Genomic DNA, 14,770 nt, shown 5'->3' with positions numbered 1-14,770 from the left:
CTTATTCCTTGCAAATTATTGTATTGTCTGTCTGCTCCTGCAGGCCGATGCAGAAAATCTCCATGCGTGCTTTGAGCTTTTCCCCTCTACGGAAAAGTAAACCGCCAAGGATCATGCCGGGAACAGCCACAACAAGACCACTCTGGGTGGTAACAAGTGCTTCGGATATGCCTGATGCCAGAGCTCGTGCGTTACCGGTACCAAATTGAGAAATGACATCAAATGTAGTGATCATTCCTGTCACTGTTCCAAGCAGCCCGAGTAACGGGGCAATGGCAGCCAGAATAAGGATGGTGCCGATGTAACGCATGGCTTTGAATTCCTGTTTTACACGGATAACATCAAGCATGTTTCGGTTCAGTTCGGGGTCATCGCATCGTTCATCTATGTAATTGGAAAGGATATCCCATTGCCATTGGGCAATATCCGTCTGAGACATACAACGTTTACTCTGGAATAGCTTAAGGCATTGGCTCGGCGAAGTTTCTTTTCTGCGTTCGCGCACAAAACGGATGGTTTTGACGATGGACAGAGTCCACATAAGTATAGAAAGTACCATGAGCGGGATCATGATTTCTCCGCCGGCCTGAAAGTACTCTACCATGTGCTCTACAAGGTTATGCTGCTGCATCAAGCCCCTCCCGTTTTTTTACCTGCCCCTTTTTCATAAGGGCTACGGCGAATCCGGTTCCTTTTTCCTCCATGTCGCCGATGATTTTGTCCACCCTGCGCTCTAACACATGATGAAGAATCATAATGGGTACAGCCACGGCCAGTCCGAGCTGAGTGGTGATCAAAGCCTCTGAAATACCGCCCGACATCATGCGTGGATCACCTGTGCCGTATAGCGTAATAATCTGAAAGGTGTTGATCATGCCTGTCACTGTACCCAGCAGACCGAGAAGCGGTGCCACAGATGCCAGTACATTTAGTGTCGGCAAGAACCGCTCTAGAGTAGGTAGTTCCTTGAGTAGCCCTTCATGGAAGGCATTTTCAATGATCTCACGGGTGCTGCCAATATACTTAAGGGTGTGTCCGATGATACGACAGGTGGGAAACTGGGATTTGCGGCGGCAAAAGTCGCGGCACTGTTCCCATTCTCCTTTTGAAACCATGGTCAAGATCTTTTCCATATTGCGATCCGAGTTACCTCGGATTTTACTTAGGGCATAGAATCGTTCCACGACCAGCCCCATGGCCACAAATCCTACAAGGATAATAGGCCAGACCAGCAGGCCGCCTGCACGAAGCCAGTCCCAGACACTCTTTTGTTCTTGTGCCAGACGAGTGAAGGCTGCACCGTTGGAGATGTCTACCGGAAAGGCTATTCCTTCTTTGTCGAAATATGCATTCATAAGTTTGGAAAGAGACCATCCCGGAGCTCCCTGCACGGCCACCAGTTTGGCGCCGTTGCTGGAAGGCCGCAAGAAGCCAAGGGTTCCGTCTTCCAGACGATATGCCTCGGTAAAAGTGCCGATACGTACCAGCTCTCCTGTTTTATCTAATCCATCTGTGCCAATGAATGTTCCGGTGCGGCGGGTGATTTCGCCCGAAACAGTCATTTCATTCAGATACAGGGTTAGCAGGTTGCGGATGCCGCTTAGTCCCGGAAATTTTTCAGGCTGAAGGATCTCTTCAAGTACGGTTGCGCGCTGCGGGTACTCCGGTGTGGTAAGGATTTCATTAAAATAGTCGCGGGCCTGCTTGGCAGAAGTGCGGATTGTGCCGTCGATGGTTTTGAGCTCATGAGCTTGGGCAGCCAGATCTTCTTTAAGTTTTTTTTCGTGCTCTAACAGTTTGTCATACTGTAACTTGAGTGATTCAAAGTTTATCTGTTTCTGATTGATGCTGGCTTGCAGGGCAGCTTTTTCGTTGCCGAGGGTACGTTTTTCTTCTGCGAGAATGGCTGTGGTTTGGATTGCGTTTTGCTTAGCCTTTTCCGCTATGACTTTAACGTCGTTAGTTGCTTTGTCCCAGTTCTGTGCCTGAACCCCGTTCGTAAGAATTATAAAACTGAAAAGTGTAAAGAATGCGTGTTTCATCGTCCGGCTCCTACTGGTAAGTCGAGCAGTTCCACAGCGCGTTTGCGGGCTGCCATCTCTGTGGCGCGATGCAGCGTACGGGAATAGCTCTCATTAAGTGGTTTCCATGAGCCGGAAGCGCGATCCCAATAGCCGGCTTGGGTATTGTCAGTGGTCTGATAGAAGAGCGCAGTGCGTCCCAGCCGGAAAATGGTGACCTGAGTAGGCGCACCGTTGATGTCCAATTCCTGAGTAGTGGTGGCTACGTTGCGTCCATATTCCATTTCTATCAACAGAGCCTCAAACACTCTGCGTAATTTTTCGCTCAGTTCCAGCCGGTAATCATCGAGGGATGTCTGAAGAAACTGAAGGCGCCTTGCACGCTCTTCAGCAAGAAAAGGCAGGTCAGACGCTACAAATTGTCTCAGGCTGTCGACAACGGTTTCCAGATAAGGTTCAAGTTCCATTTTGATGCGCCGGGCTTCTTCCTTACGCCTTTCCAGTTCGGAGATGGTTTCTTCCTGTTTTTGGATGTACTTTGTGTATTTTTTGTTCTGGAACTCCAGCCATGAATCCATGGCTTTCATGTCACGGATATCTGCGGCAATGTGTTCCTTTTGGTCCGTCCATTGCTGATATTTTTGTTGGGCCGCGGATTCAACGGCAATGGCCTTGGTGGCTTGCTCATGCACTGCCTTGGCGGGCGAGGAAGCGGTTGCTGCGGTAGATGGTACCAACAGCAAAGCGAACAGGCTTAACGTGACTGCTTTCAACATGTCTGCTCCTTGCAGGGGGCGCCTGAGCGGGCCCCATGTTCTGAACACGAAATAGAAACTATAGAAGCATCCCGCTCAAGCTCACCACTCCTGTAAGGAGCAATTTTGTCCGATTGTGAATTTCGTTATCAATGCATGGACAATGTGTTGCATCAACAGAGAGGCATTGAATTGAGTGGCAAATCTGAAGTTCAGAAGGAGTTCCGCTTTGTTGACCAAGATACTCTTGTTTATCCGCTGCCGGTGAACGTTATCCAAAAAAGCAACAGGGTGAATTTGTGCAAAACAGATACGTTCCCCTGACATTTTGGGGAAAGTTAATTTATACCCAGCACATTTGAAATCTGCGTCCTGATATCCGTGAAAATGCTGTCACGGTTTTCGTCAATGAAGAAGTGCCCTCCGGGAAACATACGAATGGAGCATTGGCATAAACTTAGTTCTTTCCAGTGCTCCATGCTCCATTCCGGTGAGTCTGCATCGTCGACACCGCCAAGAACTCTGATGGGAACAGCAAGGGGGACAGGCTTGGGAGGAGTAAAAGTTTCCAGCACCTGAAAGTCCGCGCGTACAACTGGCAAGAAAAATTGTTTGAAGGTCGGGTCTGTCAGAACTCCTTCAGGAGTCCCACCCAGTCTGCGGATTTCATCAATCAGATCTTCATCGCTCAAGGTATGGCAGATGCGTCTGGTGTGTTTCAAGTGAATGGGAAAACGTCCTGATGCGAAGAATAGTGCGGGCAGGAGTGCTCCTCGGTGATGTAGTTCTCGAATGACCAGACTCGCGATGCCGCTGCCCAGACTATGTCCGAAAAAGATATAGGGTTGTCCAGTGAAAGGAAGCAGAGCGTCTGTCAATTCTGTGACCAGTCCGTTCATATCCTTTGCTAGTGGTTCATGATGTCGTGAAGCTCTGCCCGGTAACTCTACCGGGCATACTCTGACGACCTCTTTGAGAGCGGGCTGCCATTGTCTGTAGTATTCGGCGCTGCTTCCGGCAAAAGGAAAGCAAAACATCCTTGGGATGTTGTCAGGCTCTGCAGGCAGGTGCGGCAGGCAGGAAGGATTCGTATATGTATTTATCTGCATGATACCCTCTGTACGGATTCTTTGGGGGGTGTAAGCCAACCCCGTTCAACCATGCGGGCCAGATAGCCCAGGAAGAGTTCTTCGGAAACAGGATTTATTTTTCTGTTGATCCGCTGCAAAGCTTCCGTGGTTTGTTCGCAGCCAATGGTAAGTGAAGTGTTGGCGTCGTATCCGTCGTCGTTGATCATTGACAGCAATATGCGCACGTTTTCATCCATATTTTCGGGCGGAATGGCACGCATGTGTTCGGCCCATTTTTCGGGGCTGGTCATGGTTATGGTGTAGCCTGCTTTGGTCAGAAACTTGTGGATGGCATCCCATTGAAGCTTACGGGGGCTGTTTATATGGAACGCCCGGCCGTATGATTCTGGTTGCGATGCCAATGCAACCACCGCCTTGGCCGCTTCATCCACAGGCACTAAGTCTACGACACGCTGGCTGTGGGGCATGAGACCTGTCTGGGTGAATACCCGTATCAGTCGCCAGTATATTTCGTCCGTATCACAATAAAAGCTTCTGTCATCACCGCCCACAGTAGTCATCCGGTAGACAGATACCGGCAGCCCGCGCTCTCCTGCACGGCGAATCATATGATCTGCTACCCAGCGGCTTAGAATGTAGCCGGTCTGGATGCCGGAGCAAGATGTGAATGGGTCATCCTCCAGCACTGCGGCTGTTTCAGAAGAACGGGTTACAAAATCAACAATTGAAGTGCTGCCCACGTAGTGGATGGGGATTGGTTTGCTACAAGCCATCCGCAGGACCTCCCTTGTACCCAGCACGTTAGCCGGTCGGAGCACTGTATAGCTTTGAGCCAGATTTACCTGAAAGCCGCTGTGCATAATGATGTCAGTGTCATTTGTCAGTCTAGACCAGTGCTTCTGGCTTAGGCCGAATTGTGGTTTTTCAAGCGAGCCGGGAACAATGGTCAGACGGTTTGAATATGAAGCTTGCCAGCAGCCAATATTTTTAAGTCCGGATTGCAGAGCCTTCATGCCTTCAGCTTTTGTCCGGCATGGCTCCATGCAGTGGATGTTCAGGTCATTACGTTCAAGCAAGGTGGCTAAGATCCATAGGCCGATGAAACCGGGAGCCCCGGTGACAAAGATTTGCTGGCCCGGACTGATTGGGGGGTGCAGCCGGTCCAAGGCCTTCGGTTTCAGTTCATCGGCCAGAGTAATGTCTTTTTGTGCCTGCGTGATTTCCGGCAGACTGTGAGCTCCTCCATGGTCCGATGCCAGAAAAGAGGCCATGTCTTTGAGTACAGGATAACCGTACAAATTTTTGATGGTGACTTGGTGGTTATGGGATTTTCGTAGATTGAAGGCCAGTTGCGTGACGGACAGGGAGTCGCCGCCCAGTTCAAAGAAATCGGCTTCGCGGTTGGGGACGTTTCGTCCCAGTGTTGTTTCCCATATTTTGGCCAACTGTTTTTCAAACGCATTATTGAATATTCCTGTAGCGGCGCAAGTTGTACTGAATGCCGGAGGAAGTGCCGAGGCGTTAATCTTACCGGATGGGGTTGTAGGCCATTCCTGTACAAATGTGATGGCGTGAGGCTGTATTGCCTGTGGAATGAGGCTTTGCAGATGAGCTTGAAGCTTGAGACGCAGAGAGTCTGGTTGTTCGTCTTGTAATCTGTCCGGCTGAACATAGGCTGCGATACGGCGCTGTCCGTTATGTTCGGGGGTCAGGACCACCGCATCCAAGACCTGTTCATGACTGATGAGTGCTTCCCTGACTTCCAAGGGATTAAAGCGTACGCCTCGTATTTTGCACTGACTGTCGGCCCGGCCAGCAAAGCATATACGTCCTTCTTCATCTACGCGTGCCCTGTCACCGGTAGCAAACCATAGCTCGTGCTGGGAATCGAATGGCATAGATGCGGACGGTATGAATGCAAGTTGTGTGGCTTCAGTATCGTGACTGTATCCCGAGGCAAGGCAATCTCCTGCTATGTAGAGTTCTCCCTCCACACCGTTGGCCAGTGGCAATCGGTTTTCATCAAGCACTATTGCGGCAGAGTTGGATATGGGCTTACCGATGGGGACAGACCCTCGGGCGTCTGTGGTAATTTCATGCCATGTGGCATCCCCCACGACTTCTGTAGAACCGTAAAGGTTAAAAAAACGTATACCGGTCAAGGCGCTTCTTGTTTTGTTGACCAGCTCAGTACTTAGCGACTCTCCGCTGCAGGTCAGGTACTTCAGATTTTGTAACCGGCCTTGAAGACCGTCTGTAGCAATGTGCATAGCATTAAGCAGGGAAGGAACAACTATGAGTCGTGTGACCTTATAGCGCTCAATAATATTTACGAGTTGTTGGGGATTCCGGGAAGCCTCAGAGTTTACCAGTACCAGAGGCACCCCTTGCAGCAGAGCTCCGAACGCTTCCCAAATAAAGTCAACAAATGCCGGCGAAGTCTTTTGGCAGGACCGTTCACCAGGTTCCCAGGGGAGTTCGTGCCACATCCAGTTCAATCGGTTGCTTAGTGCCCGGTAGGATATATTGACTCCTTTTTGAAAACCGGTGGAGCCCGATGTGTGCAGCATGCAAGCTTGCATGCTTTGATCAATTTTAGGTGAGGTCAGCGGTTGGAAGTGAGTGGCTTCAGTTCGTAGCTGGTCTGTAAAAATTGTAATGAGGCCATGGTCTGTACCAAGGTTATCGATCACACTCTCCCACAAGTCTGGGACGGTCAGGACACAACGGGCTCTGGATCTAAGAAGCATCTTTGCGACCTGCTCTGCCGGGTAGGAGGGGGGCAGCGGAGTCCAGATTGCTCCAAGTTGCCAGACTCCGAACATGGCTGCCAACAGGTCGGAACCTGTATCCAGCCTCAGACCAACAAGGTCACCTGCTTTGACCTCTTTCTTTTGCAGAGTCGCGGCAATGGCCTGTGCTCTCTCCATGAGGGTCTGGTATGTTATCTTTGTTTCTTTCTCGCCATCCCCCAGAATTAGTGCGGTCTCATCTCCTTTGTTGTGCACCAGAGATGTGAGAATCTCCCAAGGTTCAAAGGCAGGGAAAGACGAATCTTTTCCAGTTAATGGGGTGTAAGTTTCGGTATGGGGAGCAAAATAATCAACCAGTCGTTCTTCAGAGCTATCGGTTAAAAACAGAATGGCGTGATTCATTGCTTTGAGCAGTTCAAGCATGGCATCTCCTTCGAACTCATCATTATTGTACTGGAGGTTGAGCCGGAGTTCGTTGCCGGGGAAACCCACCAACGTCAGGGGGTAGCTGGTTTTGTCAAAGCTGGTGACGTCGTTGAAACTGAACCCCAGATGACCGGTAGATGCTTCGGACATGGGCATATTTTCAAAAACAGCCAGACTTTCCAGAAAAGGTTCATCAGGTTTTGTACATAGGTTCCGAATACTGTTTAACGGCAGGTGGTCATGTTCGGAGGCTTCGGCAAGGTAGTTCTGGATGGAGTGCAACCATTCCTTGACTGGGGCTTCAGCCGGGCAGGCTAGGTGTAGTGGTAATACGTTTAGAAGCAGCCCAAACGTTTCTTCAATGCCGGGGACGCATGCAGGGCGCGATGCCACAGTTACGCCGGTAAGAATAGTTTTTTTACCGCAAAATCTGGCCAGTACCAGAGCCCATGCACCAAGAAAAAACGTGTTAAGCGTCACTCCGGCCCGACTGGCGCTACGGGTGACTGCTTCAGTTGCTTTTGCAGAAAGAACAATGCTTTGCACAGCAAAGCTGCTGGATATATTGGCAGAGCGTTTTTTGCGTCTGCTTGCCAGAGGCAGGCAGGGGGTGGCCTTATCCAGCCGTTCGGCCCACCATTTTAACGATGCTTCCTTGGGTTTGGTGTTCACGTAGCGTGCATATGCTTTGAGAGATGGTGCGCAAGGTGACTCTACTCTTTTGCCTTGCACGAGCTGTTCGTATGCAGTGATGAATTCACTCAGAGCGATGCCTATGGACCAGCCGTCGGCAATGATGTGATGCAGGGTCATGGTCATGCGGAAGCGTTCTTTGCTCAGATCATGCAACGCAATACGGATAAGAGGTGCCTTGGTCAGAGAGAACCCCTTACTGCTGTCATCGAGAAGAAATCTGCTGAGGAGTTGCATTTGTTCTTCGTCGTTCAGATGGGCGATAGATTCATGGATAAACGGAAGTTTTACCTGAGCCTGTACTACTTGATATGGCTTTTCCAAGCCCTCCCAATGAAAGGAAGTTCGCAAGGCAGGATGTCTTTGCACTACTATTTCCCATGCTTGCCGGCAGATATGAGCGTCCATACTGCCCTGTCCGTGCAGGCTGTATTGCTGGACGTACTCCGAGCTTTCAGGGGCTTGTATGGTGTGAAAGATCATTCCCTGTTGGAGCGGTGTGGGCGCAAAAATATCCGTGATTTCCTGGGGGGCTCCTGTCATGAAGATGCTCCTGTAGCGGCGAAGATGGCTTCTAGATCGTTTTGGGAAATACCGGATTTACTGAAATCCGGTGTCGCGTTCTTGAGAGAAGCGTTGCAGGCTGCTGCGGGTTTTCCGGGATTGTGTTCCGGCAACTCATCCATCAAGGTGCATAACGTAGCTATGGTCTTGGCATTGAAAACATCTTTGATTGTGAAGTGTAGCCCATGGTCCGCAGCCATACGCACCATGCGCAGGACGTGCATGGAATTGCCGCCCATTTCGATAAAGTTGTCCTGAATGCCCACAGGCTGGATTAATAATAGTTCCTCCCAGATGGAGACCATTTGCTTGTGCGTGTCGGTTTCCGGCGGGACATAGCTGTCAGGATTAGCTCTGGCTTGCTTATTGATGCCGCAGTCAGTCGTTTTCCGCATGATCTGAGGCGCTACTTCGGATTGATCAGTGGCAATGGAGGCGTTGTTCAGATTTTCGATCCAGTGTTTTTGCTGACTGAAAACGTATCCGGGTAAAGGTATCCGCTTGCCGATTTTTATGCTCGGGCAACAATTCCAGTCCGGTCGGCCTCCTGTGGCCCATACCCGACCTAAAATTTTTAGTACCGATTCCGGTTCTTCATCGTATTGTCCCCCTAATGTATGAACAGTAATTCCGGCAGGTCCCATTTCTTGACTGGCAAAGTTGCACAGGGTTCTGCCGGGACCGACTTCAACTCCGAGGCATTGTTGGCTGAACAGAGTCTGCAGGCACCGCGAGAACCGCACGGTGTCGCGCAATTGTTTTACCCAATAGTCGGGGGTGGCCATGAATGCGTCAGCCCAAATACCTGTGAGGTTACTGACCAGAGGAATTTGGGGCGGCTGCATAGTTACTTCCTGAAGCACTGCGCGAAAATCTTGCAGAACGCTATCCATAAACGAAGAATGAAATGCGTGTGATGTCTTGAGAAAAGTGCCTTTTTCTCCTGCCTGATCAATAATTTCCGCACATGTTGCCAGATCCTGTTCATGACCGGAAAGAACGCAGCTCTGACTGGTGTTGACTACAGCTATTTCTACCTTGGACAGCAGCGTTTCAGGGAGCATGGAAAGTTTGTCTTCTCCGATGGATAATGCAAGCATCCTGCCTGTCGGAGCCTGCTGCATGGCCCTTCCGCGTGCAACCACCAGTCGGGCTGCATCTTCCATGGAAAACACGTTCGCCAGGCAAGCTGCTACATATTCGCCAATACTGTGTCCGAGCAGGAATTCGGGTTGGAGTCCTTTTTTAATAAGTAACCGGGCCAGAGCGTATTCCAGAGTGAAAAGCAGCGGCTGGGTTATTTTGGTGCGAGTGATGGCTGCGGCGGCTTGTTTATCACCGGTCCAGCAGGCGTACATCAGAGAAAGTAGATCTGGGCCTTTGTATTGCAGCACCACCTCTGCGGTTTGATTGAATTTCTTTTTGAAATATGGCTCTGTCTTATACAGGCTGCTTCCCATGGCAGGATGTTGTGAGCCTTGGCCGGAAAACAGGAACGCAAGCTTGCGTTTTTTTCCGCCAGAAACATGTCGTAAAGGCGCCTCCATGCTGTTGAGAGCGTCTTTTAGCTCTTCCATGCTGGCAGCTATAATTGTCCGGCGTGCCGGAAGGTGAGCCCGGCCATGCACCAGAGTATGGGCAACATCCGCTATATCGAAGTGACCTTGTTCCAGATGTGCTGCAAGCTGCTTCTGAGTTCTGAAAAGACCTGCGGTATCGTGTCCGGATATCAGAAACAGCCTCGGCTCTTTTTTTACAGATCCGGAGTGTTGTTGCGGTGCTCCCTGAAGTACCGTGTGGACGTTTGTACCCCCAACTCCGAAGGAACTGACGCTTCCAAGTCGCGCTGTGCTTTCATCAGCCAGTCGGCTATTGTTGGAACGCACTTCAAAGGGGGCCATGCTTGTGCCAAACAGCGGATTGTGTCTGGTAAAGTTGGCTGTACCCGGTACGCAACCATGGTATAGGCTCAACACGGCCTTGATAAAACCGGCCAGCCCTGCGGTAGCATCCAGATGCCCGATGTTGCTTTTTACCGAGCCCAGAAGAATAGAGCGGCCTGTCGGAATATTGCATTGCGCTATTCCTGCATAAGCCTGTTGCAGCGCTGCCACCTCGATTGGATCTCCCATAGGGGTGGCCGTGCCGTGTCCTTCAATGAAATCCATATCCCACGGGTCGATACCGGAAAGAAGCAGAGCCTCGGTAATGACTGCGGCCTGCGCATTGACGCTGGGAGCGGTGAACCCCACTTTATCGTTGCCGTCGTTGTTGGCGGCGGTGGAGCGAACCACTGCGAGGATATGATCGTTATCGGCCTGTGCATCGGCTAGCCGTTTAAGCAGCACAGCGGCTACGCCGGAGCCGAAAATTGTTCCTTTACCTTGAGCATCATAAGGACGGCAGCGTCCGTCAGGCGAGCGCATACCGCCTTCCAGATACATATATCCCAGAGGATCTCCGAGTAGTGTGGCCGATGCCACCAAGGCCCGATCACATTCGCCTGCCAACAGAGCTTGGCAAGCAACATGCAGGCTGGTCAGAGAAGAAGAGCAGGCGGTCTGCACTGTCATGGCCGGGCCACGCAATCCTAATTTGTAGGCCAGTCGTGTGGCCGGGTAGTCTTTGTCATTACCCAGCAGGGCTTCGGTCATGTCCAGCCTGCCCGCCATGACATGGCCGTGCAGGTTGGAAAGCAAGTACGAACTGATGCTGCAGCTTGCGTATACACCGGTTATGGTGTCCTGCGAATCTGTCGGTTCATATCCAGAATGCTCAAAGGCCTTCCAGCCATACTCGAGCAATAACCGTTGCTGCGGATCGGTTATGGCTGCTTCATGAGGCGAGATACCGAAAAAGTCCGCGTCAAAGCATTTGTATCCGTCGATGCAGCTGCACATGGGCACATAGTGCGGATCTTTGCAGATGGCAGCGTGAATGCTTTTTTCCAGATATTCCGATTTCAGGACTGACATGCTCTGCTTGCCCTGCAGTAGGTTTTCCCAGAATGTATTCAAGTCGGTGGCACCAGGAAAACGGGCAGCCATGCCGATGATTGCAATGCAAGAATCCGTGTACTCGTAAGTGGTCATCGTATTCCTCAGGCGTTATGCGCTACGTATCATCCGCGCGTTGCGGCGCTTTTGCCCCTGTTCTTTTTGTCCGATGCGCCGTGGAGTCGGATATGGATAAGGAGCTGACTGGTTATCGTTGCCCAGCCATGCAGCCATACTTTCCACAGTGGGATTCTGGAACAGGGTCGTCAGCGAGAACTGGTGCCGTAACAACCGTTGAAGCTGCTCATGGACGCTGACAATGAGCAGCGATGTGCCGCCAACTTCAAAGAAGTTATCGCGTACGCCAATGTCATCGACTTCAAGGATAGACTTCCAGATATTTAAAATATCGGATTCGATGGAAGAGGCTGGGGGTGCTGCTACAGTGAGCACTACCCCGCATTTGGGCAGGTTGTGGAGATTGACTTTGCCGGAGGGGGTTCGTGGCCACTCTGTAATTGGAATAAAAATGTCCGGCAGCATAGATGGGGGCAATAATGTGCTCATAAATGGACGGAGCTCTCGGGCCCAATCTGCCGAGTTGAATTCGTTTGCTCTCTGTTCGGGCAGGATATAAGCCACCAACCTGTCTGTGCCATCTGGGCCCGGTTGTGCCATGACCTTTGCTTCTTTGACCTGTTCGTGCTTTTGAAGGGTTGCCACAATGCCATCCGGCTCCATCCGGACACCTCGAACCTTGATCTGCCTATCCTTGCGACCATGATAATAGATGAGGCCATCTTGACCTAAGGCGGCCTCATCACCCATGCAGAACCAGCGTCCCTGGGGTGTTTCTATTCCCGGGATTTCAGGGGGGATAAACATAGCGTTTTTTTTGCTGGCTTTGCCGTGGTAGCCGTGGGCTACGCATGGGCCGCAGACATAGAGCGTGCCTTTTTCGCCGGTAGGAACAGGCCGCAGTGCATCGTCAAGTATAGCCACCGTGGTATTGTGGACTGGTTTGCCTACAGGTACGGCCTTTCTGTCCTTGGCAGAGGCCTCGTGCCAGATGGCGTCCATGACCTCTGTGGAGCCGTACAGATTGAAAAGGCGGATGTCGGGAAGGGCGTTGCGTGTCTTTTGGCATAGCTCCGGACAAAGCACTTCGCCACTGCTGAGGATGACACGTAACGAAGGAACTGTTTCGCCAATCCCTTGTCCAACTTCGTGCATGGCCCGGAGCAGAGAGGGGACAAGAACCATGTGGGTAACCTTGTGCTCACGCATTACTGTAAGCAGCCGGTCAATATTCCGATATGGTCTTGCACCGGCAAGAACCAGCGGGGTGCGCCCCAGAATGGCTCCGAAGGTTTCCCATAGAAAATCCACAAAGCAGGGGGATGTTTTCTGGCAAGCAACATCGCCCGTTTTCCAGGGCAGCTCAAACCACATCCAGCTCAGCCGTGTATGCAGGGCTTCGTGGGACAAGGTAATCCCTTTGGGCTGACCGGTGGAGCCGGAAGTATACAGGATGCAGGCTGCGGACGCGCTTGGCGGAGTTCCGACTTTGGCGGGTTGAGTTTCGACGTGACAATCTATCAGGCAGGGCATGATGCCCGAAACGGTTTCTTTGGTATGCTCTTCCCACAGCAAGCTATGGGTTATGACACAACATGAAGCGGAATCTTCCATGATCCATTGATTCATAGAGGCCGGATGATCGGGGTCCAGCGGAACCCAGATACAACCCTGACGCCATACGGCCAGCATGGCGGCTGTTTGTTCCAGACTGGGATGAAGCATGATGGAGACAATGCTGCCGGGCTTGAGCTTAAGCTGGTCAAGACGCGCTGCCATCTGTTCGGCTTCTCTGACCAGATCGCCGTAGCTGATCTCTTTTGAGTCTGTTTTGTAGCCGGATTCTCCGGTAATAAAGATGGCTGTGGTTGACTCATCCGTTTCCAGAATTTTTTCCAGCTGCTGCCAAAACGGCAGATAGTCGTGCTGCAACTGTTGCCCGTGGAGAATGGTGGCTTTCTCCGCAGGCAGGATTTCATGGATAGGAATGCTCGGTGTGTCGCTGACAATCCGGCCTATCCACTTGAGCGTATCGACCATATCTTTGGCACGCTGGGCACTGATGATGTCTGTGGCGAAAACCAGATAGCAGCGAAGTCCGTTCTTTTCCGGCCAGATCAAAAACTCGACATCCATATGGGTAGTGTTCATAGGCACCAGAACGGAATGTAGAGACAGCTCTTTGCTGAGTGTGTCCAGCGATGGAGTGTTCTGGTAGACTAGGCCGGCCTGATAGAGCGGGTTTTTGTTCAGGCTTCGTCCTTCGCCTACTGCGTCAGCAAGAAATTGGAACGGTAATTCTTCGTGCTCCATGGCGTGCAGCACAGTGTCTCGCAGGTTTTCCAGCAACTGTGTAAAGGGGGAATTGTCAGTAAGACGATTGCGCACCACCAGATTATTGAGGAAAAATCCGATAATATTCTCCGTAGCCGGATGGTTACGGCCTGCAACCGAACACCCTACGGCAAAATCAACCTGCCCGGAAAAACGAGAGAGCATCAGACTAAAAACTGCCAACCATGCCATAAATGGAGTTGCATTATGCCTTTGGGCCAAATTTTCCATGGCTGTTGCCACCGAGCCGGGAATGAAGAATTCAATTGTGTCGCCGGAAAATGTCTGGGTTTCCGGTCGTGGAGCGTCTGTCCATAATTGCAGCTCTGGAAGGTCTTGCAGCTCTGTCTGCCACCATTTTTGCTCTTTTTTTATATATTCCAACGTCATGCGTTGGCGTTGCCACAAGGCGTACTGTTCATACGTAGCATCACTGTTATGCAGTGGCAGAGGGGTGCCTTTACGGATTGTGTCGTAGATTTCAAAAAGCTCTTTGTAAAAAATGGTCACGGACCAGCCGTCAAAGATGATATGATGGAAAGTGATAAGCAGTGTATGCAGATTTTTTTTCTGACGGATTAATACCCCTCGTAAGAGCGGGCCTTGCGCCATATCAAAGCCGATACTTCCTTCGTAATTCATTGCGCACTTAAGATGTTTTTGCTGCTCTTCATGCGCCTGATGAGAGATATCATTATATGTGAGAGGCAGGTTGTCTGGTAGTAACAGAGTCACTGTTGGCTTTCCCGTTTCGTCTCCGGGGTAGCAGCTGTGAAGGCAGCTGTGCCGCTTGATGAGTTCTGTCCACGCCTTGGTAAAGGCTTTCCGGTCTAGCTCTCCGGCTACTTCCAGGTAGAAGGGAATGTTGTAAAATGGATTATCGGGTGAAAGCCGGTTCATGAACCAGAGGCGCTCCTGAGCAAAGGATAGCTCTGCTTTTTCCACCGTCACTCCTTCCGGCCCGAAAGCAATATGGACATTCCCATTGTTTCTGGCTGTTTCTCTGGCAAAATTGAGCAGTTCTTCCAGAGGCAGTTCGACTAATGTTTGTTTGTTCAT

7 protein-coding genes are annotated in these 14,770 nt (G+C 51.0%); all 7 read right to left on the bottom strand.

The window, feature by feature from the left end:
• Position 1 precedes the first annotated feature (1 nt).
• The gene (locus ACK5LI_RS05565) at positions 2-631 is read right to left on the bottom strand and encodes a MotA/TolQ/ExbB proton channel family protein (protein ID WP_416947040.1); all 630 of its coding nucleotides are present in this window, start codon (positions 629-631) and stop codon (positions 2-4) included.
• Positions 618-2,042 carry a MotA/TolQ/ExbB proton channel family protein gene (locus ACK5LI_RS05560; protein ID WP_416947038.1) on the bottom strand — a complete coding sequence of 475 codons (1,425 nt, stop codon included), beginning with the start codon at positions 2,040-2,042 and terminating at the stop codon, positions 618-620. The genes ACK5LI_RS05565 and ACK5LI_RS05560 overlap by 14 nt, the downstream gene beginning before the upstream one ends.
• Positions 2,039-2,797, bottom strand: a complete 759-nt coding sequence (locus ACK5LI_RS05555; RefSeq protein WP_416947036.1) for a DUF3450 domain-containing protein — start codon at positions 2,795-2,797, stop codon at positions 2,039-2,041. The genes ACK5LI_RS05560 and ACK5LI_RS05555 overlap by 4 nt, the downstream gene beginning before the upstream one ends.
• A 317-nt stretch (positions 2,798-3,114) precedes the next feature.
• Entirely contained in the window at positions 3,115-3,885 is a 771-nt protein-coding gene (locus ACK5LI_RS05550; RefSeq protein WP_416947034.1) for a thioesterase II family protein, read from the bottom strand.
• A complete protein-coding gene (locus ACK5LI_RS05545) occupies positions 3,876-8,282 on the bottom strand; it encodes a thioester reductase domain-containing protein (protein WP_416947032.1) in 4,407 nt (1,468 codons plus the stop codon). Before ACK5LI_RS05545 ends, ACK5LI_RS05550 begins: the two co-directional genes overlap by 10 nt.
• Complete coding sequence (locus tag ACK5LI_RS05540; RefSeq protein ID WP_416947030.1) at positions 8,279-11,395, bottom strand: beta-ketoacyl synthase N-terminal-like domain-containing protein; 3,117 nt, start codon at positions 11,393-11,395, stop codon at positions 8,279-8,281. The genes ACK5LI_RS05545 and ACK5LI_RS05540 overlap by 4 nt, the downstream gene beginning before the upstream one ends.
• Positions 11,396-11,410: 15 nt before the next feature.
• Positions 11,411-14,770: a non-ribosomal peptide synthetase gene (locus ACK5LI_RS05535; protein WP_416947028.1), complete on the bottom strand. Its 3,360-nt coding sequence runs from the start codon at positions 14,768-14,770 to the stop codon at positions 11,411-11,413.

This window comes from Oleidesulfovibrio sp. (assembly GCF_047973035.1).
In the GTDB taxonomy this organism is placed as follows: domain Bacteria; phylum Desulfobacterota; class Desulfovibrionia; order Desulfovibrionales; family Desulfovibrionaceae; genus Oleidesulfovibrio.
Note: the sequence above shows the minus strand (reverse complement) of the source record. Positions and strands in the feature narration are given on the sequence as shown.